Annotated in this window: 24 protein-coding genes; 14 read left to right on the top strand and 10 right to left on the bottom strand. The window is 65.0% G+C overall.

The features are described from left to right. The first annotated feature begins 48 nt into the window (after positions 1 to 48). The 4 genes from EJ077_RS30865 to EJ077_RS30880 all read left to right on the top strand — a co-directional run bounded on the left by EJ077_RS30865 (position 49) and on the right by EJ077_RS30880 (position 2,721). Positions 49 to 546, top strand: a complete 498-nt coding sequence (locus EJ077_RS30865; protein ID WP_208698764.1) for a prolyl-tRNA synthetase associated domain-containing protein — start codon at positions 49 to 51, stop codon at positions 544 to 546. Between the two features lie 84 nt (positions 547 to 630). Next, positions 631 to 1,632, top strand: a complete 1,002-nt coding sequence (gene trxA, locus EJ077_RS30870; RefSeq protein ID WP_208698766.1) for a thioredoxin — start codon at positions 631 to 633, stop codon at positions 1,630 to 1,632. Positions 1,633 to 1,739: 107 nt separating this feature from the next. Further along, on the top strand, positions 1,740 to 2,411 hold the full coding sequence (locus tag EJ077_RS30875; protein WP_208698768.1) for an LON peptidase substrate-binding domain-containing protein: 672 nt from the start codon (positions 1,740 to 1,742) through the stop codon (positions 2,409 to 2,411). A 70-nt stretch (positions 2,412 to 2,481) separates the two neighbouring features. Further along, positions 2,482 to 2,721, top strand: coding sequence for a Trm112 family protein (locus tag EJ077_RS30880; RefSeq protein WP_208698771.1), 240 nt, complete (start codon positions 2,482 to 2,484; stop codon positions 2,719 to 2,721). Between the two features lie 265 nt (positions 2,722 to 2,986). Here the strand turns inward: EJ077_RS30880 and EJ077_RS30885 are convergent, their stop codons facing one another. The 3 genes from EJ077_RS30885 to EJ077_RS32455 are packed head-to-tail and all read right to left on the bottom strand — an operon-like array spanning position 2,987 to position 8,803. Continuing rightward, positions 2,987 to 6,337 (bottom strand): error-prone DNA polymerase, encoded by a 3,351-nt coding sequence (locus EJ077_RS30885; protein WP_208698773.1) that lies wholly within the window; start codon positions 6,335 to 6,337, stop codon positions 2,987 to 2,989. Continuing rightward, entirely contained in the window at positions 6,334 to 7,812 is a 1,479-nt protein-coding gene (locus EJ077_RS30890; protein ID WP_245458584.1) for a DUF6504 family protein, read from the bottom strand. The genes EJ077_RS30885 and EJ077_RS30890 overlap by 4 nt, the downstream gene beginning before the upstream one ends. Further along, on the bottom strand, positions 7,754 to 8,803 hold the full coding sequence (locus tag EJ077_RS32455; RefSeq protein WP_245458585.1) for an ImuA family protein: 1,050 nt from the start codon (positions 8,801 to 8,803) through the stop codon (positions 7,754 to 7,756). Before EJ077_RS32455 ends, EJ077_RS30890 begins: the two co-directional genes overlap by 59 nt. 177 nt (positions 8,804 to 8,980) lie before the next feature. On the opposite strand from EJ077_RS32455, the gene EJ077_RS30895 reads away from it, so the two are divergent. From EJ077_RS30895 to EJ077_RS30905, 3 genes are all read left to right on the top strand, one after another. Beyond that, the gene (locus EJ077_RS30895) at positions 8,981 to 9,403 is read left to right on the top strand and encodes a metallopeptidase family protein (protein WP_127280999.1); all 423 of its coding nucleotides are present in this window, start codon (positions 8,981 to 8,983) and stop codon (positions 9,401 to 9,403) included. A 193-nt stretch (positions 9,404 to 9,596) separates the two neighbouring features. Continuing rightward, on the top strand, positions 9,597 to 9,908 hold the full coding sequence (locus EJ077_RS30900; protein ID WP_208703182.1) for a type II toxin-antitoxin system RelE/ParE family toxin: 312 nt from the start codon (positions 9,597 to 9,599) through the stop codon (positions 9,906 to 9,908). Between the two features lie 13 nt (positions 9,909 to 9,921). Then, positions 9,922 to 10,203, top strand: a complete 282-nt coding sequence (locus EJ077_RS30905) for a helix-turn-helix domain-containing protein (protein ID WP_208698778.1) — start codon at positions 9,922 to 9,924, stop codon at positions 10,201 to 10,203. A gap of 18 nt (positions 10,204 to 10,221) precedes the next feature. Here EJ077_RS30905 and EJ077_RS30910 read toward each other — a convergent pair whose 3' ends face one another. Both EJ077_RS30910 and EJ077_RS30915 read right to left on the bottom strand, forming a co-directional pair. Then, complete coding sequence (locus tag EJ077_RS30910) at positions 10,222 to 10,428, bottom strand: DUF1737 domain-containing protein (protein WP_027145959.1); 207 nt, start codon at positions 10,426 to 10,428, stop codon at positions 10,222 to 10,224. A gap of 36 nt (positions 10,429 to 10,464) precedes the next feature. Beyond that, on the bottom strand, positions 10,465 to 11,355 hold the full coding sequence (locus EJ077_RS30915; RefSeq protein ID WP_208698780.1) for an HpcH/HpaI aldolase/citrate lyase family protein: 891 nt from the start codon (positions 11,353 to 11,355) through the stop codon (positions 10,465 to 10,467). Positions 11,356 to 11,969: 614 nt separating this feature from the next. Between EJ077_RS30915 and EJ077_RS32920 the strand changes: the two genes are divergently transcribed. Genes EJ077_RS32920 through EJ077_RS30935 form a run of 5 tightly spaced genes read left to right on the top strand, consistent with a single transcriptional unit; the run spans position 11,970 to position 17,010 of the window. Further along, entirely contained in the window at positions 11,970 to 12,101 is a 132-nt protein-coding gene (locus EJ077_RS32920; protein WP_416859536.1) for a hypothetical protein, read from the top strand. A gap of 20 nt (positions 12,102 to 12,121) precedes the next feature. After that, positions 12,122 to 13,513 carry a DUF4173 domain-containing protein gene (locus EJ077_RS30920; protein WP_416859537.1) on the top strand — a complete coding sequence of 464 codons (1,392 nt, stop codon included), beginning with the start codon at positions 12,122 to 12,124 and terminating at the stop codon, positions 13,511 to 13,513. Between the two features lie 3 nt (positions 13,514 to 13,516). Then, a complete protein-coding gene (locus EJ077_RS30925; protein WP_208698782.1) occupies positions 13,517 to 14,209 on the top strand; it encodes a response regulator transcription factor in 693 nt (230 codons plus the stop codon). Next, complete coding sequence (locus EJ077_RS30930; RefSeq protein WP_208698784.1) at positions 14,200 to 15,816, top strand: ATP-binding protein; 1,617 nt, start codon at positions 14,200 to 14,202, stop codon at positions 15,814 to 15,816. The genes EJ077_RS30925 and EJ077_RS30930 overlap by 10 nt, the downstream gene beginning before the upstream one ends. 27 nt (positions 15,817 to 15,843) lie before the next feature. Further along, the gene (locus tag EJ077_RS30935; protein WP_208698786.1) at positions 15,844 to 17,010 is read left to right on the top strand and encodes an NAD(P)/FAD-dependent oxidoreductase; all 1,167 of its coding nucleotides are present in this window, start codon (positions 15,844 to 15,846) and stop codon (positions 17,008 to 17,010) included. Positions 17,011 to 17,136: 126 nt separating this feature from the next. Here the strand turns inward: EJ077_RS30935 and EJ077_RS30940 are convergent, their stop codons facing one another. From EJ077_RS30940 to EJ077_RS30960, 5 genes are all read right to left on the bottom strand, one after another. After that, positions 17,137 to 17,922, bottom strand: coding sequence for a DUF72 domain-containing protein (locus tag EJ077_RS30940; RefSeq protein WP_208698787.1), 786 nt, complete (start codon positions 17,920 to 17,922; stop codon positions 17,137 to 17,139). 70 nt (positions 17,923 to 17,992) lie between these two features. After that, positions 17,993 to 18,457 carry an SRPBCC family protein gene (locus EJ077_RS30945; RefSeq protein ID WP_208698789.1) on the bottom strand — a complete coding sequence of 155 codons (465 nt, stop codon included), beginning with the start codon at positions 18,455 to 18,457 and terminating at the stop codon, positions 17,993 to 17,995. Between the two features lie 70 nt (positions 18,458 to 18,527). Then, the gene (locus EJ077_RS30950) at positions 18,528 to 18,974 is read right to left on the bottom strand and encodes an SRPBCC family protein (protein ID WP_208698791.1); all 447 of its coding nucleotides are present in this window, start codon (positions 18,972 to 18,974) and stop codon (positions 18,528 to 18,530) included. Further along, positions 18,974 to 19,291 (bottom strand): ArsR/SmtB family transcription factor, encoded by a 318-nt coding sequence (locus EJ077_RS30955; RefSeq protein WP_208698793.1) that lies wholly within the window; start codon positions 19,289 to 19,291, stop codon positions 18,974 to 18,976. The genes EJ077_RS30950 and EJ077_RS30955 overlap by 1 nt, the downstream gene beginning before the upstream one ends. 85 nt (positions 19,292 to 19,376) lie before the next feature. Next, positions 19,377 to 19,802: a GNAT family N-acetyltransferase gene (locus EJ077_RS30960; RefSeq protein ID WP_208698795.1), complete on the bottom strand. Its 426-nt coding sequence runs from the start codon at positions 19,800 to 19,802 to the stop codon at positions 19,377 to 19,379. Positions 19,803 to 19,956: 154 nt separating this feature from the next. On the opposite strand from EJ077_RS30960, the gene leuD reads away from it, so the two are divergent. Further along, positions 19,957 to 20,562, top strand: a complete 606-nt coding sequence (gene leuD, locus EJ077_RS30965) for a 3-isopropylmalate dehydratase small subunit (protein WP_208698797.1) — start codon at positions 19,957 to 19,959, stop codon at positions 20,560 to 20,562. Positions 20,563 to 20,616: 54 nt separating this feature from the next. Continuing rightward, positions 20,617 to 21,552 (top strand): hypothetical protein, encoded by a 936-nt coding sequence (locus tag EJ077_RS30970; RefSeq protein ID WP_208698799.1) that lies wholly within the window; start codon positions 20,617 to 20,619, stop codon positions 21,550 to 21,552. Positions 21,553 to 21,768: the final 216 nt, after the last annotated feature.

The raw sequence follows: 21,768 nt of genomic DNA on the forward strand, positions 1-21,768 counted from the left end.
TCATTGGCCGTAAACGGCAAGGCCCAGGAAACGACGAGAAGAAGACCAATGCCGAAGACCGAAGCTGAACTGATGGCCTTTCTTGCCGAACTCGGCATCGCCGTTTCGACGAAACGCCACCCGCCGCTCTATACGGTGGCCGATTCGCAGGAGCTGCGCGGCGAAATCGCCGGCGGACACACAAAAAACCTGTTCCTGAAGGACAAGAAGGACAATTTCTTCCTGGTCGCCGTCGGCGAGGACGCGGTCGTCGATCTCAAGCAGATCCACCAGTCGATCGGCGCCGCCAGCCGGGTTTCCTTCGGCAAGCCGGAGATGCTGATGGAGCTTTTGGGCGTCACGCCGGGTGCCGTCACCGTCTTCGGCGTCATCAACGACAGGGAAAACAGGGTCAAGCTGGTGCTCGACAAGGATTTGATGGCGCATTCCGTCATCAACGCGCATCCGCTGACCAACGAGGCGACGACGTCGATCACGGCGGCCGATCTCATCAGATTCGTCGAGGCAACCGGGCACGATGCTGCTATCTTGAAAGTCTCGGCATGATCGCCACATGGATGGCGAAGCCGATTTCCAATTGAGACATGGCGCCGAGCCGCGGGCAGGCGGCGCGACCGAAAGGGTGACGAGATGAGCGACAACAATCCGTTTGGCGGATCATTCGGAAGCAATGGCGGCCAATATGCCACCAAGGTGCAGTATGGCGGAACGGCGCCGGCGAAGGCCGCGCTTGGCGATGCGCCCGCGGGCGCCGCCGCCGCCGATGTCATCAAGGACACGACGACCGCCGCCTTCGCCGCCGACGTCATCCAGGAATCGCGCCGCCAGCCGGTGCTGGTCGATTTCTGGGCGCCGTGGTGCGGACCTTGCAAGCAGCTCACTCCGCAGCTGGAAAAGGCCGTCAAGGCCGCCGGCGGCAAGGTCAAGCTGGTCAAGATGAACATAGACGACCATCCCTCGATCGCCGGCCAGCTCGGCATCCAGTCGATTCCGGCGGTCATCGCCTTCAAGGACGGCCAGCCCGTCGATGGCTTCATGGGCGCCATTCCCGAGAGCCAGATCAACGAATTCATCACCAAGGTTGGCGGCAAGGGCAATGGCGCGCCGCCGGTGGCCGAGGCCTTGGCGGCGGCGGCGGAGGCACGCGACGCCGGCGACATGCAGGCCGCTGCCGACATCTACGACGCCATCCTGGCGCAGGCGCCGGAGACGGTTGAGGCGATTGGCGGGTTGGGCGAGCTGCTGTTCGAAGCCGGCGACACGGAAGGCGCCGAGGCGCTGCTGGCAACGGCGCCCGAGGCCAAGAAGGACGCGCCGGCGCTCGCCGCCCTGCGCGCCAAGATGGCGCTTGCCGCGCAGGCGGCCGAACTCGGCAATCCGGCCGAATTCGAACGGCGGCTTGCGGAAAATCCCAAGGACCATCAGGCGCGTTTCGATCTGGCCATGATCCAGAACGCCAGGGGCGATCGCACCGCGGCCGCCGACAATCTGCTGGCCATCATCAAGGCCGACCGCGCCTGGAACGAGGATGGCGCCAGGACGCAGTTGCTGCAACTGTTCGAGGCCTGGGGCATGACCGACGAGGCGACGCTTGCCGCGCGCCGCAAATTGTCGGCGTTGCTGTTTTCCTGAGCCGGTTATCGGTTGTTTTGTCGCACAGGCTTGCGGCGTCGGGCCTGAGCGCCAGATAGGACAGGGCAGGGTTGACGCTTCGCCATGGAAGCGATCGGAGGAATGAGGTGCAAGCGGGAAACGCGCATTACCGGCTCGCCAAGGATTTGCCGTCGACGATCCCGATCTTTCCGCTCGAGGGCGCGCTCCTTTTGCCGGGCGGCCGCATGCCGCTCAACATCTTCGAGCCGCGCTACCTGCAGATGGTGGACGAGGCGGTCGCCGGCTCGCGTCTCATCGGCATCATCCAGCCCGGTCTCAATGGCGCATTGCGCGAGGATGGCGAGCCGGAGCTTTGCAATGTCGGCTGCATCGGTCGCATCATCGCCTTTTCGGAGACAGGCGACGGCCGCTACCTGATTTCGCTGCAAGGCGTGTGCCGGTTCCGCGTCGCCCACGAACTGACGGTCAAGACGCCGTTCCGCCAGTGCAAACCGGCGCCCTTCCTCGCCGATCTCGACGAGGAGCAGGCGGCCGATGAAATCGACCGGCCGGCGCTGTTGCGGGCCTTTCGCGCCTATTTGCAGGCCAATGATCTGGAAGCCGACTGGGAAAGCGTCAGCCGGGCCGAAAACGCCATGCTGGTCAACGCGCTGTCGATGATGGCGCCTTACGGACCGGCCGAGAAGCAGGCGTTGCTGGAAGCCGCGGACCTGAAGACGCGGGCCGAGACGCTGATCGCCATCACCGAGATGACGCTGGCGCGCGAGAATGAGGATTTTGGCTCAAGCCTGCAGTAGGATGTGCCGATGTTCAGCCGGCCTGGCCTGAATCTCAATACATCGTCGGCGTGAACCGGAAGAGGATCTGATGGCGGATGGGCGTGACGGAAAGAAAACCAGCGTCGACCCGAAGCTGCTGGAACTGCTGGCCTGCCCGCTGACCAAGGGGCCGCTGGCGTGGGACCCCGAGCGTGGCGAGCTGGTCTCGCGGATCGCCAAGCTCGCTTATCCCGTGCGCGACGGCATCCCCATCATGCTGCCCTCGGAGGCGCGGACCATCTCGGCCGAGGACGTGCTGTCGCCGCCGAAGCTGGGCGGGCCGAGCTGAGCGCGCGGCGCGGAGCATCATCACTTCGTCATCCCAGGGCGGAGCAGCCGCGAAGCGGCGTCGCGGAGACCCTGGGATCCATGCCGCGACGGATGTAACGTGTGAAAGCGGGCCAAGACCAGCAGCCTTTTCTCCAGGATAGGCACCATTCCGGACCGTCGCATTCCTTGGCCGATGTAGCGGCATGGATCCTCGGGTCTTCGCGACGGAGCTTCGCTCCTGCTTCGCCCGTGGATGACGAAGGCGCGTGGATTCGGCCCCGCGCCTACTGAAAATTGCGCCCCTTGGGCATGACCCTTTCCGCCTCTTCCGACAGCATCGCTATATCCTGTCCGTCTTCCCGGATTGCGGGTTGGCTGGAGCGGTCCGGGTCGTTGGCGTTGGCGGAGCGGTGCGGAGGACCGGCGGCCGGCGGTGAGGCCGCACTGACCTTTTCCAGCAGCACGGTCAGCCAGGGCGTCAGATCCTCGATCTTCTCGGCGACGATATGGACGACGCCTGATTCCGACTGCAGTTTCCCGCTGACCTTGACGAAGCGCGCGCCCATGACGATGGGCCGGAAGCGGGTGAAGGTCCTTTCCCAGAAGATGACATTGGCGACGGCCTTGTCGTCTTCCAGCGTGAGAAAGATCGCGTTGCCCTTGCCGGGGCGCTGGCGCACCAGCACCAGACCGGCAACTGAGACCCGCCTGCCGTCGCGCACGGAAGGCAGGCTGGCATTGGGGGTGACGCCGGCGCGGTCGAGCCGTTCGCGCAGGAAGGCGACCGGATGCGCCTTCAGCGACAGGCCGAGCGAGCGGTAATCGTGGATGACATGCTCGCCGAGCGGCATTTTCGGCAGTCTCGTCTCGGGCTCCAGCTCGCGCAGGCTGAGCGCCGGCTGGTCGAACAGCGGCAGTTTCTCGGCGGCGCTCTTGCCGTCGAGCGCGCGGACCTCCCACAGTGCCGCGCGGCGGTCGAGGCCGATGGACCGAAAGGCGTCGGCCTGCGCCAGCTTCTCGATCTCGTCGACATTGAGGCCGGAGCGCAGCCAGACATCCCGGACGGTCGAGTAGCCGGCGCCGCGCCGTTCGACGAAAGCCTCCATGCGTTCCTTGGAAAGTCCCTTGATCTGCCTGAAGCCGAGCCGCAGCGCATGGCTTGTCTCGATGACACCGCGCATCTCGGCATGGCGCGGCAGGATGCGGGCCGGGTCGAAAGGCGCTTTTTCCAGGGTGCAGTCCCAGACGGAGAAATTGACGTCGACCTCGCGGATGTCGACGCCATGGTCGCGGGCGTCGCGCACCAGCTGCGCCGGCTGATAGAAGCCCATCGGCTGCGAGTTCAGGATCGCGGCGCAGAACACGTCGGGATAGAAGGTCTTGAACCAGCAGGAGGCATAGACGAGCAGCGCGAAGGAGGCGGCGTGGCTTTCGGGAAAGCCATATTCGCCAAAACCCTCGATCTGCTTGAAGCAGCGCTCGGCGAAGTCCTTTTCGTAGCCTCGGCCTGTCATGCCGTCGATCATGCGCTGGCGGTAATTGCCGATGGTGCCGGTGCGCTTGAAGGTGGCCATGGCGCGGCGCAGTTCATCGGCCTCGCCCGGCCTGAAGCCGCCGGCGACGATGGCGATCTTCATCGCCTGCTCCTGGAACAGCGGCACGCCCAGCGTCTTGCCGAGTATTCTTTCCAGCTCCGGCTTGGGATATTCGGCTTTTTCCTTGCCTTGGCGGCGGCGCAGATAGGGATGCACCATGTCACCCTGGATCGGGCCCGGCCGCACGATCGCCACCTCGATGACAAGATCGTAGAATTCGCGCGGCTTCAGCCGTGGCAGCATCGACATCTGCGCGCGCGATTCGATCTGGAAGACACCGAGCGTATCGGCGCGGCAGATCATGTCGTAGACGCGGGAATCCTCCTTGGCGATCGTATCCAGGGTCAATGGCCTGCCATAGTCGTCTCTCACGCCGTATTGGGTTTCGAGCAAGGTAAAAGCGCGCTGGAGGCAGGTCAGCATGCCGAGCGCCAGGATATCCACCTTGAGGATTTTCACCGCGTCGAGATCGTCCTTGTCCCATTCGACCATCTTGCGCTCGTCCATCGCCGTCTTGACGATGGGGACGATTTCGTCGAGGCGGTCCCTGGTGATGACGAAGCCGCCGACATGCTGGGAGAGATGGCGGGGGAAGCCCATGATCTCGTTGGCGCGTTCCATCACATGCCGCGATATGGGATCGCTGCGGTCGAGGCCGCCGGCCCTGGCCTCCTTCTCGCCGAGTTCCGAGGTCGACCAGCCCCAGATCGAGCCGGAAAGCGACGCCCGGACATCCTCCGACAGGCCCATCGCCTTCGACACTTCGCGCAGCGCCGAACGGCCGCGATAGCTGATGACGGCGGCGGCGAGCGCCGTGCGCTTGGAGCTGTATTTCGTATAGATGTACTGCATCACCTCTTCGCGCCGCTCATGCTCGAAATCGACATCGATATCCGGTGGCTCGTTGCGTTCCTCCGAGATGAAACGCTCGAAGAGCGTGTCGATCTTGTCCGGTCCCACCTCGGTGATGCCGATGCAGAAGCAGATGATCGAATTGGCGGCGGAGCCGCGGCCCTGGCAGAGAATGCCTTCGCCGCGGGTGAATTTGATGATGTCATGGACGGTCAGGAAATAGCGGGCGTAATTCAGCCGCTCGATCAGGGCGAGTTCTTCCTGAATGCGTTTTATGACGCTGGAGGGGACGCCGCCGGGAAAGCGCCGGGCCGCTCCCTCCCGGGCCAGGCGCTCCAGCTCCGCCTGCGGGCCGAGGCCCGATTCCGTCGGCTCATCGGGATAATTGTACTGAAGGTCGCCGAGCGAGAAGGTCAGCTCTTCGCCGAAACGCAGCGTCTCCGCCAGCGCCCGCGGATGCCTGCGGAACAGGCGCGCCATTTCCAGCGGCGGCTTCAGATGGCGTTCGGCATTGGCGGTCAGCTCCAGCCCTACCTCGGCGACCGGAACATTGAGGCGGATCGCGGTCAGCACATCCTGTAAGGGGCGGCGTTCGGCCGTGTGATAGAGCACGTCGTTGGTCGCCATCAGCGGGATGCCGGTGCTTTCGGCAAACGCCGCCGCCTGCTCGATCCTGAACCGGTCATGGCCGGCATAACAAGGCGAGACGCCGAGCCGCAGGGCCCTGCCGAACCGGCCCTCGAGTTCCCGCAGCAAGGCCAGGCTGTCCTGCGCGTCCTGCGCCAGATCGGGCAAGACCGCCAGCGACATCCGGTCCCCCCATTCGAGCAGGTCGCCGCGCTGGAGCAAGGTGGCGCCCTTTTCGGTCTCGTCGCGCAGATTGGCCTGGGTGAGCATGCGGCACAGATGTCCCCAGCCCGTGCGGTCCCTCGGATAGGCGAGAATGTCCGGCGTGCCGTCGCCAAAAACCAGCCGGCAGCCGGGGTGATAGGCAAGCTTTTCGACCTTGGCCTGCTGCCAGGCGCGCACCACGCCGGCCACGCTGTTGCGGTCGGCGAGCCCGATCGCGGAGAAGCCCATGAGCTTGGCCGCGACCACCAGTTCCTCCGGCTTGGAAGCGCCGCGCAGGAAGGAGAAATTCGACTGGATGCCGAACTCGGCATAGGGGATGACGGTCAGCGCGTTCATGCGAAGACCCCGTGCATGAACCAGCGCGGCGGGATCTGCGAGGCGCCGCCGTAAAGGCCTTGCCGGTAGAGCCAGTAGCGGCGGCCATCGGCGTCCTCGATACGGAAATAGTCACGTGTCGATGCCGCCGGATCGCTTGGCGTCTCGCGCCACCATTCGGCGGCGATACGTTCCGGACCCTCGGCGCGGGTGACGCGGTAGAGCGCGCGGCGCCAACGAAAATGCAGCGGCGGTCCCTCCGGCATTTCGGTGGCCGGCACATCGATGGGCTCGGGCGCGCGGAACAGTCGGATCGGCCGTTCCGGCGGGAAGATGGTCGTCGGCGCCTGCATCCTGTCCGGCTTCTTCGGCGGCGTGGTCCGGCGCGGCGCCTCGCTGAAGGGGACGATGGCGACGGCGCGTTCGGGCAGATGGCTTTCCACAGGGACAGGCTGGAGAACCGCGCCCTCGCCGAGGCGGGCGCGGATACGGTCGGCGAACAGGGCGATGTCGGCACCGTCGTCGGCCGCTTCACCGGTCAGATCGGTCTGCTGCGTGTCGAAAGCGGCGACAGCCAGCACCGAGAGGCGCACCAGGTCGAAGCCATAGCCGGCATCGATATGCTGCTCGAGTGCTGCCAGCCGCTCATGGAACAATTTCCGGATCAGCAAGGGTTCGCGCATCGGCCGCGAGGTGCCGAGCGCGATGCGGCTGACGGCGCCGTCGACGCGAAAGAGCAGCAGCGCCAGTGTCCGGGCGCCTTCGCCGCGGCGTTCGAGGTCGGTCTTCAAGGTCGTCGCCAGCATGCCCACCAGCCGCTCTATCTCCTCCGTCAGCGTGACGGGTTCGGCGAGATGACGTTCGACCGAAAGCGGCGCGACGGGAAGGCGCGGCGAGATCGCTTCGTCGAGACGGCCAAGCGCCTGGTCGAGGCGCTGGAGCAGCAAAGCGCCGAAGCGGCGGGCGAGCGGCGCGCGCGGCGCGGCCATGACCGCGCCTGCCGTGCGCAGCCCGACACTTTCCAGGCTGGTCCGGGTTTCCGGCGCTATGCGAAGGGCGGCCAGCGGCAAGGGAGCAAGCAAGGCTTCCTCCTCGCCCGATAGAACGATGCGGTCGCCGCAAAAGCGTGCCGCCGCCCAGGCTGCCCCGGGCGTGCCGGCAAGCCCGGCGCGGACGTCGAAACCCTGATGGAAGAATCGCGACAGGATTTCGTCGAGCATGGCGCGTTCGCCGCCGAACAGATGGGTGCAGCCGGTGACGTCGAGGAATAGGCCGTCGATGCTGTCCAGCGCCACCAGCGGCGTGTAGCGGTCGCACCAGTCGGCAAGGCCCTCGAGCAGGCGCCGGTCGGCCTCCGGATCGGCTTCGACGATGTCGATCGACGGATGCATGGCGCGCGCATCGGCAATCCCCATGTCGCGCTTCAGGTGCAGCGCCTCAGCCCGCTCGTCGAGGGCCGAAATGCGCTGCGCGTTGCCCTGGCGGTGGCTGATCACGAGTGGTGGGTGAGATGGCGACGGATGATCCGAGGGTCGGGAACGCCAGGATTTCCCCAGCCGCTGCCGCAGGATCCTTTCGGCCGCCAGATAGGGAAACCACAGGGACAGGATTCTCTGCCCGCTCCCGTCTTTCCTCGCCCCTTCTTTCGTCGAATACGCGTTCATCGGGGTTCCACTCCAGTATGAATTGTCCAGGCAAGGCCGTGCGGCTCTTGCCGATGCTGATGGTGAAGGCGGGGTGGCCGATCGAACCGGCGAGCGGCCCGGCGACCGTGGCGCGCGGCACGGCCGGCGCCGACGCGGCGATGAGGCGGACAGGCGCCGCCGTCGGTTCCGGCTCAGCCGCCTGCCGCAGCAGGAACACCGGCCGGCCGGCACCTTGCGCCCGCGCATGCAGGCGGCGCGTCGCGGTCAGGTCCAGCCGCTGCGGATTGCCGCGGATTTCCAGAATGACGGCGGCAAGCGCCGTCATGCGGGCCGCCTCCTCGGCGACCCACAGCGCATCGACAAGCCTGGGCGCCTCGGAAAACAGCAATTGCCCGGGCTCGATGCCGAAGGCGGCATGCAGCCCCCTGGCGTAGGGAAAGCCGGCCTCGTGGAAAATTTCCGATGTCCCGATCCATAAGATGGGCAGCCCTTGCGCCTGGTTGAGGATCAGGCTGACGAGCGACAGGGCGAAGCCGGCCACGGCTCCCGCATCGCGGGTCTCCAGGCCATGGATTTCGGTCAGGGCGGCTTTCGGCAGGCCGCCGCCGAGCGCGGCATCGAGCCGCTCGACGCCGATGGGCAGGAAGGCATCCGGCAAGGCGGCGGCAAGGCCGCGCCGGACGATCGTCAGATCGCTGCCCGGCGTGGGGTCAGCGCTGGCGCCGGCATCAAGGGGCGGCGCCGCCGGCGCCTGCAGGCGCTCGGGCAACGTTCCCTCGATTTTCGCGATCTGGCGGCGCAGGGCAAAAACAGTCTCCCGCGCCACGGCGGTCATCGCCATGACGGTCAGCTTCCACTCACAATTGTTCCTGTTATGTTCCTATTGATTCCAGAGGGCGCTGGAAGAGTCAAGCAGAGTCATAAGGAATTTATTCCTCTCCCTGCGCGACGCCGACGTATAGGCGTCATTTGCCTCGACCGGTGCGAGCGCCTATATGCCGGGATTAAAGGACAAAGCATGGCCCGCATCTACAAGACCCGCACCTGGCATGGCGAACTTGCGCCCTCGATGGAAGAATTGGAGTTCCTGGCCCTGGAGGCCTACGCCCATCTGCCGGAGGATTTTCGCAAGCTGACCGGCGAGATCGTCATCCAGATTGCCGAATTCCCGACCGACGAGATCATGGACGATTTGTCGTTGGAGACACCGTTCGACCTGCTCGGCCTGTTCGAGGGGCGCGGCATCGCCGAACGCTGGAACCCGCAAACCGGCGAAGGCCCCAACCGCATCACGCTCTATCGTCGCGCCATGCTCGACTACTGGGCCGAAAACGAGGAATCGCTGGGCGACATCGTCACCCACGTGCTGATCCACGAGATCGGCCACCATTTCGGCCTGTCGGACGATGATATGGAGAAAATCGAAGAGGCTGCAGAGTAGCCCGCATTTTCGTCATCTAGGGTTTGCCCTTTTGCTCTTGCGAGGCGAAGGGAAGGGTGGCCTTCCCCCACGGTCGCTGAGCGGATGTCCGGCCCGCATTCTTGAACGTCGAGATCCCCTCCATGGCGGCCGCTGGCGGGTCACCGTCTTGCGTATTTATACAAGTTTTGATATAAGTCTGCCAATGCCAGTGATGAAGCGCTCAGAGTTTCTCGGAGATTCTCTTGCCCAGCTCCGGGATTTTCCAGAGGCGGCGCGCAAGGAAACCGGCGTTCAGTTGCATAAGGTGCAGCTCGGACTTGAGCCAAGCGACTGGAAGCCGATGACGACGGTCGGCCCGGGTGCGCGGGAAATCCGGATCCGCGACGACGCCGGCGCGTTCCGGGTAATCTATGTCGTGAGCATAGGCGACGCGGTCTATGTGCTGCACGCCTTCCAGAAGAAGATGCAACAGACAGCGAAACGAGACTTGGATCTTGCCGCATCGCGGTTCAAGCAAATTTAGTGGAGGTCGGACAATGGAGCGTCAAAGTTTTGAAAATGTGTGGGACGCATTGGAGAATACTCCAGCCGAGTCCGCCAACATGACTATGCGCTCCAACCTCCTGATCGCGATCGAACAGCGGGTGCGGAGCTGGGACGTTACCCAAGCCGAAGCAGCCAACCGTCTCGGGATTACCCAACCCCGCCTTAGCGACCTCCTACGTGGCAGGATCGCGAATTTCAGTCTAGACACGTTGATCAATCTTGCCGCACTGGCCGGACTTGTCGTGCGTCTGGATATTGCCGAGGCCGCCTGATGCCCTCTTTGCCGGCGCCTACCAGTCGCTGAGCTTGGTATCCGGCCCGTATTCCTGGCCGTCAACATCCTTCACCACGGCCTGGCCGCAGCGCATGGTCTTGGCTTTCTTGTCATAGGCGTAGGTCGGCGAGCCGAACAAGTGCCAGCCCTTGTTCAGCGCCGCCGTCACCTTATGGCAGAAGCTGGCGTCGTCCGGGGCGGTGAGAAAGCGGTAGAGTTTCATCGTCCAATTCCTGTCGTGTATCCCAGTCGGCGAATATCATGCCCCGATGGCGGCCGCCTTCGCCAGCAGTTTTTCGGCCTGCGCCAGGTGCAGCCGCTCGACCATCCTGCCGTTCAGCGCGATGACGCCCTTGCCGCTGTTTTGCGCCTCCGCGAAGGCATCCTTCACCGCGCGCGCCTCGGCCAGCGCCTGCGCCGATGGGGCGAAGGCGCGGTTGGCGGCCTCGATCTGCGATGGATGGATCAGCGTCTTGCCGTCAAAGCCCATGGCGGCGGCCTGCATGCATTCGCGGGCGAACGCGTCCGGGTCGCGAAAATCGTTGAACACCCCATCGAGCATGTCGAGGCCGCCGGCGCGCGCCGCCAGCAGCATCTGCATCAGCCATGGCAGGAGATAGGCGCGGTCGGGCGTCGCCAGGACGCCGGTATCCTTGATCAGGTCATTCGTTCCGGCAATGAAACAATCCAGCCTCGAGGCGGGGTCGCGGCCGAGCTCGGCGATGGCGCCGATGTTGAGCACGGCCTTGGGCGTCTCGATCATCGCCCATAGCTTGACGCTGTCGGGCGCAAAATTGTCGTCCAGCACATCGCCGACCTCGAGCACGTCGCGCGGTGTGTCGACCTTGGGCAGCAGGATGCCGTCCGGTTCCGCCTTGGCCACGGCCGCAAGATCATCGGTGCCCCATTCGCTGGACAGCGCATTGACACGCACCACCATCTCGCAGCGCCGGCCATTGTGGTCGGCACCAGGGCGATTGGCGAAAATGCCGGCCAGTTTCTCGCGCGCGGCGATCTTGTCGGCGGGGGCGACGGCGTCCTCAAGGTCGATGATGACGGCGTCGCAGGGCAATTGCGCGATCTTGGCCAGCGCCTTGTCGTTGGAGGCCGGGACATAGAGCACTGAGCGGCGCGGACGGTAGGGTTCCATGTCCGATCTATGCCGTGTGTGATTGGTCGAGGCAAGCGTCCGACCGGTACCTGATACGAGCCACCGCGAAAGCTTGCGCCGCCCTTGCCTATCCGTCCTCCGCAACAATTGCGGAAAGGGCCCTTCCTCTCCACCGTCGACCGGGGGAGAGGTGTCGAGCGAAGCTCGACGGAGTGGGCGCCGACCCTTGGGCGCAGGGCGAGGCCATGCTTGCGGCTGGTGCCCTTGCTATGTCCGGTTGCGGCGGTTGCCAGGTGGTTCCCCCACTCCGTCTCGGCTTCGCCGAGCCACCTCTCCCCCCTCCGGAGGGAGAGGAAAGGGGCCTGGCTGGGCAGCGCCAACGTCCGCAAAGGATGGCCGGCAGCGCACCAGTCCTGCACGAAAACTGCACGCGGCTGCGGAAAACCTCCTCCGATCCGCCGCAGCGCCACCCGGCCGGCCTGCGAGACAGGCGGCATGCAAAAGCGAGCAAAACCCCGTTGGTCCCTGCCCCACAGGCTGCGCAGCGAAGGCTGGTGGCTGGCCGATCCACCACGTGCGATGGCGACCCTCATCCCTTTCGTCCGCAGACGCGCTCCGACGGCCCGACTGGAAGCCATGGGAACGATCAGGTCATGACAGTGTTGCTCACTTCGGCGCCAAGCTATTGCAGCCGCGCCGGCGTTGCCCTGCTGCTGGTCGCGATCGCCGATTTCCTGTTCTACGGCCAGCCCCCGGCATCACGGTTCTCCTGTTCGCCATCCTGATTGCAGCAGCGGTGGTTGCCGTGCATCCCGCCGCCTTCAGCGATGGCAGGGTGTGGCTCAAGGCAGCCGCCTTGCTTGTCGCGCTGCTGCCGCTGGCCGAGACTGCCAGCCCTTTGTCCGTCTCGATCGCGCTCGCGGCCCTGGTGGCCTTCGCGCTTTCGCTCAGCGGCCGGCTGCGGCACCGCATGGCGCGTGTTGCCGGCCAGATCGTGCTGTTCGGGCTGGCGGCGCCGGTGCGTTTCCTCGGCGATTTTATCCAGTGGCGAAGGGCGGCGCGGCGGTTCGGCGGGCATCGCATAAGGCTGGCGGCGATCGCGGTCTGGGTGATGCCGCTGACGCTGGGCGCCGTCTTCGTCGCCCTGTTCGGCGCCGCCAATCCGGTCATCGAATACTGGCTGTCGCTGATCGACCTCATCAGGCTGCTCGATCTGATCCAGCTTGCGCGGATTGCCTTCTGGCTGTTCGTGCTTGCCGGCGTCTGGGCCTTTCTGCGACCGCGCCTGCCGCGATTCCGGCGGCGCATCTCCAGGCCAAACCATCTCCTTGCCGATGCCCAGCCGGCGACCAAACCTGACAGGCACGTCGTCGAGGACATCGTTTTCGGTAAGGCGGCTATCCTTCGAGCGCTCGTTGTCTTCAACATCCTGTTCGCGATGCAGAGCGGGCTCGACGCCACCTATCTGTGGGGCGGGTTGGCGCTTCCCGATGGCTTGAGCTACGCCGCCTACGCGCATCGCGGCGCCTACCCCTTGATCGTCACCGCGCTGCTAGCCGCCGGTTTTGTCCTTGCGGCGCTGAGGCCCGGCAGTGAGGCATCGGCCGATCCGCTCATCCGCCGGCTGGTCTATGCCTGGGTGGCGCAGAACATCATGTTGGTCGTCTCGTCGATCCTGCGGCTCGACCTCTATGTCGGCATCTATGCGCTGACCTACTGGCGCGTCGCCGCTTTCGTCTGGATGGGGCTGGTGGCGGCAGGGCTTGCGCTGATCATCGCCCGCATCGCGCTCGGAAAATCCAACGAATGGCTGCTCTCCGCCAATCTTCTGACGTTATCCCTGGCGCTTTATGCCTGCTGTTTCATCAACTTCGCCGCGCTGATCGCCAATTACAATGTCGACCATTCCCTTGAAATGACCGGCCAGGGCATTCCCCTCGACGCCTGGTATCTGCGCTCGCTCGGCCCGGGCGCGTTTCCGGCGCTCGACCGCTTCTACGATCGTCAGGGCAAGACGGCCGATGCCGGGGCCGTCGGCGAGCTGGCAAGGTTACGCGGTATCGATGAAGGCTGGTATCGCAGCCTGCAGGAAAACTGGCGGAGCTGGAGCTTTCGCGACTGGCGCCTGCTACGCTATCTCGACAGCAGGCGGCCGATCGTTGTTCCTGGTGTCGCAGAACCCGTGCCGGATCGCTGAGCCATGCCGCATCACATCCTCGTCGCCGACGACGATCCGCATATCCGCGAAGTGATCTGCTTCGCGCTGGAAAAGGCCGGCATGAAGACAGCCGCCGTGTCCGATGGCGCCGCCGCCCTGCAGGCAATCGAACGGCGCACGCCCGACCTTGTCGTGCTCGACATCGGCATGCCTGAGATGGACGGGCTCGAGGTCTGCCGGCGGCTGCGCCACAGTTCAGACGTGCCGGTGCTGTTCCTGTCCGCGCGCGATGAGGAGATCGACCGCATCCTTGGGCTCGAAATGGGTGGCGACGATTATGTCACCAAACCGTTCAGCCCGCGCGAGCTGGTCGCTCGCGTCAACGTCATCCTGCGGCGCGCCCGCCCCGTCGCGCCCGAACCCGCCGACGACAGGCAGTTCGCGCATGGAAAACTCACCTTGGCGCCGGCCAGCCACGCGGCCGCCTTCGACGGCAAGCCGCTGGCCCTGACGGGGATCGAGTTCTCGATCCTGAAAGGGTTTCTGGCGCGGCCCACCCATGTTCTCGACCGCGACGCGGTGATGGCCAGTGCCTATGCGGGAAAAATCCATGTCGCCGACCGCACCGTCGACAGCCATATTCGCAACATCCGCGCCAAGCTGGCGGCGGTCGGTTGCCCGGAGGTCATCGAGACGGTGCATGGCGTCGGCTTCCGGCTTGGCCGATGCCGCTGACGACGTCAAGCAAGTGGATTGGCAGCAAGTGGATCGGCCGCAAATGGCGGCCGCGCCTCGCCACGGTCGTCGTCGCCATCCTGATCCTGGTGATGGCACTGCCGCTGGTCGGCCTGTTCTTCTTCCGCCTCTACGAGAACCAGCTGATCCGCCAGACCGAGGCAGAGCTGATCGCGCAGGGGGCCGCCATTGCCGCCATCTATGCGCAAGAGGTGCGCGACGCCGGCATTCCCGGGGACAAGCTCGGCGCGCCGATGCCTGGGGCCAATGGCGGGACGAGCCGAGGCCCCAATCCCGATTCGCCTTATCGGCCGATCGAGCCACGGCTCGATCTCGCCTCGGATTACGTGCTTGCGACCCGACCGGCGGGGACGCCCGCCACGGCCGATCCCGCTTTTGCCGCGATCGGCGCGCGCCTGACCGGCATTCTCGATGCGACGCAGAAGACCACGCTGGCCGGTTTCCGGCTGCTTGATCCCGCAGGTGTCGTCATTGCCGGGCGCGACGAGGTCGGGCAGTCGCTTGCCGGGGTCGAGGAGGTGCGTGCCGCACTTGCCGGGCGCTATGCCAGCGCGCTCCGGCTGCGCATCCCCAACCAGCCGGCGCCGCCGCTCTATTCGGTCAGCCGCGGCACCAAGGTGCGCGTCTTCGTCGCCCTGCCGGTTGCCGTCGACGGCAAGGTCGCCGGCGTGGTCTATGTCTCGCGGACGCCCAACAACATCATAAAACATCTCTATGGCGAACGCGGCAAGGTGACGGCGGCGGCGATCGCGATCCTCGGCGGCACGTTGCTCATCGGCCTCGTCTTCCTGCGCACCGTCAGCCGGCCGATCTATGCGCTGATCGACCGCACCCAGCGCATCGCCGCCGGCGAGCGCGACGCGATCCGGCCGCTCGACCATCACGGCACGCGCGAAATGGCCGAACTGTCCGCCGCTTTCCTCGACATGGCGGAGAAACTGCAGGCGCGATCGGATTCGATCCAGACCTTCGCCACCCACGTCTCGCATGAGCTCAAATCGCCGCTGACGGCGATCCAGGGCGCGGCCGAACTGCTGCGCGATTCCGGCTCGGCGATGGACGATGACGAGCGGCGGCGCTTCTCCAACAATATCGTCACCGATGCCGGAAGGCTCAATTTGCTGGTCCGGCGGCTGCTCGACCTGGCGCGGGCCGAAAACCTCGCGCCCAGCGGCGAAAGCACCTCGGTCAGGTCGGCGCTGGCGCTGCTTCCCGTCGACACCAGGCTGGCGATTGGGGTCGAGGCCGGCGGCGATCTTGCCTTGCGCATCTCGGCCGAGAACGGAGCAATCGTGCTTGGCAATCTCATCGACAACTCGGCCAGGCACGGGGCGACGCTGGTTTCGATCACTGCCGCAAGCGCCGACGGCAAGGCGACGGTGCTGGTCAGCGACGATGGCGCCGGCATTTCGCCAAGCAACCGGGTGCGCATCTTCGAGCCGTTCTTCACCACGCGGCGAGAGTCCGGCGGCACCGGCATGGGCCTTGGCATCGTGCTGGCCCTCCTGAAAGCGCATGATGGTACGATCAGGTTGGTTGACTCCGAGCGCGGCACGCGCTTCGAGATCACTTTGCCGGTCGCGTAGAGTGTGGACGGCGGATCGGAGAAAAAAGTGCGCTACGACATTGTCATCATCGGCGGAGCCATCGTCGGCTCCTCGGTCGCCTACTATCTGCGCGAGGAAGGGTTTTCCGGCTCGATCGCGCTGATCGAGCGCGACCCGCAATTCGCCCATGCGGCGACGACGCTATCCATGGCCTCGATCCGCCAGCAATTCTCCATTCCGGAAAACATCCGCCTGTCGCAATTCACGCTGAAACTGTTCCGGCGGCTGAAGGAAGAATTCGGCACCGAGGCCGATATCGGTTTTCGCGAGGGCGGTTATCTCATCCTTGCCGGCGAGGTCGGGCTGCCGATCCTCAGGGCCAACCACGCGGCGCAGGTCGCCGAGGGCGCCGACATCCTGCTCGAGGACGCCGACCAGCTGACGCGCCGTTTCCCATGGCTGTCGGCCGAAGGCATCACCGCCGGCGCCTATGGCCGCAGCGGCGAGGGCTGGTTCGACGCGCATGCCATGCTGACGCTGTTCCGCAAGGCGCTGCGGCAGAAGAAGATCGACTTCATCAGCGCTTCGGTCTCCGGCATCGAGCGGCAGGGCGACCGCGTCGCCGGCGTCAGCCTCGACAATGGCGATCGGATCGAGGCCGGCACCGTCATCAATGCCGCCGGGCCAAACGCCGGCAAGGTCGCCGCCCTTGCCGGGCTGGCGCTGCCGGTCGAGCCGCGCAAGCGCAACGTCTTCGTCTTCGAGGCGCGCGAGAAATATGCCGACATGCCGCTGCTGGTCGATCCCTCCGGCATCTATGTCAGGCCGGAAGGCTCGATCTATCTGACCGGCGGCGCCGAGCCGGAAGAGGGCGACGGCCCGGCCGATCCCGGCGATTTCGACGTCGACTGGCCGCTGTTCGAAGAGGTGATCTGGCCGGTGCTGGCAACCCGCATCCCGGCCTTCGAGGCGATCAAGCCGACGCGTGCCTGGGCCGGGCATTATGACTACAACACGCTTGACCAGAACGCGGTGATCGGCCCGCACCCCGAGGTGACGAATTTCCTCTTCGCCAACGGATTTTCCGGCCACGGCCTGCAGCAGGCGCCGGCGGTCGGCAAGGCGCTGGCGGAACTGATCGTGCATGGCGGCTACCGGACGATAGATTGCTCGGCGTTTGGCTACGAACGGGTGGCCGAGGGGCGGGCGTTCCGGGAATTGAATGTGATTTGAGGGCTGGGCTGGGCCTGCCTCTCCCTCTCCCTTCTCCCCTCGTGGGAGAAGGTGGATCGGCGCGCAGCGCCGAGACGGTTGAGGGGTCCGTGACAGGTCTCCGTCCTTGCCAAGCTGGAACACCCCTCATCCGTCGCCTTCGGCGACACATTCTCCCACAAGGGGAGAAGGAAGAAGCGTCTGGGCGATCGTCGCTTCGACGGCAAGCGCGTTGCCCAGCGCATGGCTGGCGGCGGTGTTGTCGAAGATTCCCCAGACCTCGGCACCGGAGCCCGCCGCTGCCTCCATTTGCCGGCTAAATCGGTCGAGGCTTTCGGCGTCGTAGTCGGAGTAATAGACGCGCGGCGCGCCGTGCCAGCGGAAATAGGCAAGGCCGGGCCAGCCGCCCGGCGCCGCGGCCGTAGCCACCGGAGCGGGGTCGGCGGCGACACGCGCGATCCGGCGGCCGGCCAGAAGCGCTTCAGCCTCCGGTTCGAACCAGCTGGGATGGCGCGGCTCGCAGGCCAGCCTTGCTTGGGTTCGCTTGCTGGCCATGTCGAAGAAGCCGCTCGCGACATCCGGCTCGAAGGATAGGCTCGGCGGCAACTGCACCAGAAGCACGCTCAGCTTTGTGCCGAGACCTTCGGCCTGCAGGAGAAAGCTTTCCAGCAGGTCGTCGCAGCCGGCGAGGCGGTGTTCATGGGTGATGGCCTTCGGCAGCTTGACGGCGAAGCGGAAGTGCTCCGGCACCGCGCCTGCCCAGCGCTCATAGGTCTCGCGGCGGTGCGGCTTGTAGAAGGATGTGTTGATCTCGACGATCGGAAAGTGCCGGGAATAGCGTTCGAGATGCGATCCCGGTTGGGGAAAATCTTGGCGGTATCGTGTCGGAATGCCCCAGCCGGCCGTGCCTATGAAACATGCCTGTTTTGCCATGCATGGGATGTGGGCCGGATGAGGTGTGGGTCAAGGCGGACAGAGGCTGCGCAAAGCAACCACCCGCTGCTCAGGCCGCGACCAGTCTTCCAGCCTCGACATGCGCCTGCAGCCAGGCCAGCACCCGCGCCCATCCCTCGGCATGCTCCGCCGCCGCTTCGTGCTGCCCGGCAAAACCGCCATGGCAGATGGTGAGGCGCGTGCCCCTGGCAATCGGCTGCAATAGCCAGGCTACCGTGGTTTGCCGCCGGCCAAGCGTGGGATGGTTCCATGCATAGGCCCGCGTCTGCACGATCCGGCGCGGCGCCTCGATCTCGAGGAATTCGCCGCTGGCCGGCAGGTCCGTGCCGTCGGCCGTTCGGACAATAGCGGTCCAATGGCCGCCGACGCGCAGGTCGGCCGACCAGTCGACCATGCGGCCGGTGTCGGCCGACCCCCACCATTGCTTGATTTCCTGGCCGACCAGTGCCTCGAAGATACGTTCCGGAGGCGCTTCGATCTCGGCCGATGCCATGACGGTATCGCCATTGGTCATGCTCCGTACCCATGAGAGCGTGGATCATGGATGCCACCACATCAATTTGTTTCGTTGACGAAACGAGCCTTCAACCCTTTGATGGCGGACGCTCGAACCCCTTGCCGGTCTCGAGCAGGCTCTTGAGGCTGGCCAGCACCAGTGGCCAGCCCTTGGCGACGTTGCCGATCAGCCTGTGCGGCCCGTCCGCCTCATGAGTGACGGCAAGCTTCATCAGCTCGCCGTCCGGCTCGATGGTGAAGGTGCAGCGCGTATAGCCGTCTTCCCTGATCTCGGGCATCCATTCATTGCGCCATTTGATGACCAGGCGCCGCGGCGGGTCGATCTCGAGGATCTCGCCGCTGTCGGCGACACGCCCGTCGGGGAAGATCAGCTTCCAGCTGGAGCCCACCTTCCATTCGCTCTCCTGATAGGAGCAGAGGAAGAACTGCCGGTTGAACTCCGGGTCGATCAACGCTTCCCAGAGCTTTTCGGCCGTGGTGCGAATATAGGTCACATAAACGAAGCTGTTGCTCATCAGTCTTCCCTTTCGAGGCGTTTCTTCAGGTCGCTGAGGGCGGTCAGCCGCCCCCGCTCGAATTTGCCAATCCAGCGTTCGGCGATCTCGTTGATCGGAACCGGGTTGAGGTAGTGCTCCTTCTCTCGGCCCCGGCGAATGGTGGTAACGAGGTTTGCTTCCTCCAGGATCGCCAGGTGCTTGGTCACTGCCTGCCGGGTCATGGCCATCTCGGCGCACAGCGCGTTCAGCGTCTGCCCGTTCCTGGCATGGAGGCTGTCCAGCAATTGCCGGCGTGTCGGGTCCGCCAGGGCGCGAAAGACTGCATCCATGCTCATTGCTCTAATATGCAACCATTTGGTTGCATGTCAAGCGGCAAGATCGCACGCCGTTGACGATCGGATAGATCGCAGGAGAAAAAAATCAGCGCTTGCGGGAGATCCAGAAGGCGTCGGGCATGCGTTTCATGCCGATGCGTTCGTAGAAGCCGACGGCGTCGGGCATCGAAATCAGACTGATGGCGACCGACGGTCCGAGCTGCCGGGCCACCTCGTCCATCAGCCCCTTGCCGATGCCCTGTCCCTGCGCCTTGGCCGATACGGCGAGGTCGGAGATGTAGCAGACCCAGGAAAAGTCGGTCAGGCAGCGGGCAACGCCAATCAACGGCTTGCCTTCCATGTCGAGACGGGCGGTCACGATCAGATCGGCGCCCGCCAGCATCGCCTTCAGCCTTGCCTCGTCATCGACGGGCCTGACTTCGCCAAGGCCGGATTCTACCAGCACGCGACGGAACTGCGCGGCATCGAGCGATGTTTCGCGGGCGTAGAGGACGTGGGAGTTTTCTGCCATCACGGCCAGAGTGCACCATCGGGCGGTGAAGTCGAAGCCGTTTCGTCGGCACCCTCGCGCCGACGCGCACGAACAGTTGCCTTTTATTTGCCCGCGGCTTTGTGTAAACCGGGCTCCAGAAAATCCCCCCGCAACGAAAACACGGGCCAAAGCCATGGAAAAATTCACCAAGCTCACCGGCGTCGCCGCCCCCATGCCGATCGTCAATGTCGACACCGACATGATCATCCCCAAGGATTATCTCAAGACGATCAAGCGCACCGGGCTTGGCAGCGGCCTGTTCGCCGAGATGCGCTACAAGGACGACGGTTCGGAAAATCCGGACTTCGTGCTCAACAAGCCGGCCTACCGCAAGGCGCAGATCCTGGTCGCCGGCGACAATTTCGGCTGCGGCTCGAGCCGTGAACACGCGCCATGGGCGCTGCTCGATTTCGGCATACGCTGCGTCATCTCGACCTCGTTCGCCGACATCTTCTACAACAACTGCTTCAAGAACGGCGTGCTGCCGATCACCGTCAGCCCCGAGGACCTGGAGAAGCTGATGGACGACGCCTCGCGCGGCTCCAACGCCACTCTGTCGGTCGATCTCGAAGCCAAGGAAATCCGTGGTCCGGATGGCGGCGTGGTCACCTTCGACCTCGACGACTTCAAGCGGCATTGCATGCTCAACGGGCTCGACGACATCGGCTTGACCATGGAAAAGGCCGGCGCCATCGCCTCGTTCGAGAAGAAGAACGCCGAATTGCGCCCCTGGGCCTGAGCGGCCGATAGGCCCGGCCTTTCGGGCCGGGCGGCGACTGAGGGAGGGACAGTCATGAGACACCAGCTTCTGGCCGGCGCCTGCGGGGTGGCCTTGTTGTTGGCACCCACCGCGTTTGCGCAAACCCAGACCCGGACGCCCGCCGCGGAGCCGGCACCGGCGGCTGAAAAGCCGGCCACCAGCCAGGACGCGGGAACGAACGCCGCCGATGCTTCCGATGACGACAAGCAGGCGCCGATCCCGTTCGAAGGCGGCCAACTCACCATCACGCAGCCGGAGCAGGACGGCGAGAAGGTGCTGTCCTATGATGGCAAACAGCTGGCCAGCAACTACGACGTCTTTTTCGACAAGATCGTCAAGATCGGCGACGTCAATGTGGCGCTGGTCGATGTCGGCGATGGCGGCAACCAATGCGGTCCGGCCAAGGTGATCGTCTGGAAGCCTGAAGGCGGCACCATCCAGAGCACCACGGTCGAGCAGGATGAGTGCGGCGCGCCGCCCTCGGCGGTGTCCGACAACGCCATCTATTTCGTGCCGTATCTTTTGCCCGGCGATGAAAAGCCGGCGCTGCAATGGTCGCCAGCGAGCGGGCTGACCATTTCGGGCAATCTGACCTACATGCCGGAGCCCGGCACGGACTGGAAGGATATCGACCCGTCGAAATACGACAACATCATCGATGCCTTCCACAATGAGGCCGTCTACAAGGAAGCCGAGAAACTGCTCGGCAAGGACATGCCCGACATGGCGACCAGCCTGCTGGTCGGCGGCGGCACGGAAAAGACCGCGTCGGGGGCTTTCTACGCCAGCGGCTGCGTACCGCATGATTGCGGCGGCAATGACGGCTTCATGGCGGTCGACCCGGCCAAGCACCAGCTCTACTTCGCCCGCCGCGGCGACAATGGCCAACCGAACGCCTGGCCGGCGGTGGCGACATGGCCGGCCGATGTGAAGGAAGCGCTGGACAAGGCGCTGGGGTCGGCGAACTAACCGAGCATTTCCGGCGAAAACAGGGCGCACTCCAGTCTCTGTCCCTTTGTTTCTACGCAGCAGGCGAATCAGACGCCAAGCCGATCAAGCAGATCAAATTCGCACGACATGCGGCCACCGCGGATGCCGACGCGCGGGACCGCGGTTTATACGCGTCTTTCCTTTGAGCGCCGCCGGTCGCCGGCACGGAGATCAAGGATGGCCTTCTGCCCAACC

The sequence above is a fragment of the Mesorhizobium sp. M8A.F.Ca.ET.057.01.1.1 genome (genome assembly GCF_003952565.1).
Taxonomy (GTDB): Bacteria; Pseudomonadota; Alphaproteobacteria; order Rhizobiales; family Rhizobiaceae; genus Mesorhizobium.

What these genes read in the sequence shown, in the direction of transcription:
- EJ077_RS30865 (WP_208698764.1), top strand. Translation starts at nt 49, where the DNA reads ATGCCGAAGACCGAAGCTGAACTGATGGCCTTTCTTGCCGAACTCGGC.
- trxA (WP_208698766.1), top strand. Translation starts at nt 631, where the DNA reads ATGAGCGACAACAATCCGTTTGGCGGATCATTCGGAAGCAATGGCGGC.
- EJ077_RS30880 (WP_208698771.1), top strand. Translation starts at nt 2,482, where the DNA reads ATGGCGGATGGGCGTGACGGAAAGAAAACCAGCGTCGACCCGAAGCTG.
- EJ077_RS30885 (WP_208698773.1), bottom strand. Translation starts at nt 6,337, where the DNA reads ATGAACGCGCTGACCGTCATCCCCTATGCCGAGTTCGGCATCCAGTCG.
- EJ077_RS32455 (WP_245458585.1), bottom strand. Translation starts at nt 8,803, where the DNA reads ATGGCGATGACCGCCGTGGCGCGGGAGACTGTTTTTGCCCTGCGCCGC.
- EJ077_RS30895 (WP_127280999.1), top strand. Translation starts at nt 8,981, where the DNA reads ATGGCCCGCATCTACAAGACCCGCACCTGGCATGGCGAACTTGCGCCC.
- EJ077_RS30900 (WP_208703182.1), top strand. Translation starts at nt 9,597, where the DNA reads ATGAAGCGCTCAGAGTTTCTCGGAGATTCTCTTGCCCAGCTCCGGGAT.
- EJ077_RS30905 (WP_208698778.1), top strand. Translation starts at nt 9,922, where the DNA reads ATGGAGCGTCAAAGTTTTGAAAATGTGTGGGACGCATTGGAGAATACT.
- EJ077_RS30910 (WP_027145959.1), bottom strand. Translation starts at nt 10,428, where the DNA reads ATGAAACTCTACCGCTTTCTCACCGCCCCGGACGACGCCAGCTTCTGC.
- EJ077_RS30915 (WP_208698780.1), bottom strand. Translation starts at nt 11,355, where the DNA reads ATGGAACCCTACCGTCCGCGCCGCTCAGTGCTCTATGTCCCGGCCTCC.
- EJ077_RS32920 (WP_416859536.1), top strand. Translation starts at nt 11,970, where the DNA reads ATGACAGTGTTGCTCACTTCGGCGCCAAGCTATTGCAGCCGCGCCGGC.
- EJ077_RS30925 (WP_208698782.1), top strand. Translation starts at nt 13,517, where the DNA reads ATGCCGCATCACATCCTCGTCGCCGACGACGATCCGCATATCCGCGAA.
- EJ077_RS30930 (WP_208698784.1), top strand. Translation starts at nt 14,200, where the DNA reads ATGCCGCTGACGACGTCAAGCAAGTGGATTGGCAGCAAGTGGATCGGC.
- EJ077_RS30940 (WP_208698787.1), bottom strand. Translation starts at nt 17,922, where the DNA reads ATGGCAAAACAGGCATGTTTCATAGGCACGGCCGGCTGGGGCATTCCG.
- EJ077_RS30945 (WP_208698789.1), bottom strand. Translation starts at nt 18,457, where the DNA reads ATGACCAATGGCGATACCGTCATGGCATCGGCCGAGATCGAAGCGCCT.
- EJ077_RS30950 (WP_208698791.1), bottom strand. Translation starts at nt 18,974, where the DNA reads ATGAGCAACAGCTTCGTTTATGTGACCTATATTCGCACCACGGCCGAA.
- EJ077_RS30955 (WP_208698793.1), bottom strand. Translation starts at nt 19,291, where the DNA reads ATGAGCATGGATGCAGTCTTTCGCGCCCTGGCGGACCCGACACGCCGG.
- EJ077_RS30960 (WP_208698795.1), bottom strand. Translation starts at nt 19,802, where the DNA reads ATGGCAGAAAACTCCCACGTCCTCTACGCCCGCGAAACATCGCTCGAT.
- leuD (WP_208698797.1), top strand. Translation starts at nt 19,957, where the DNA reads ATGGAAAAATTCACCAAGCTCACCGGCGTCGCCGCCCCCATGCCGATC.
- EJ077_RS30970 (WP_208698799.1), top strand. Translation starts at nt 20,617, where the DNA reads ATGAGACACCAGCTTCTGGCCGGCGCCTGCGGGGTGGCCTTGTTGTTG.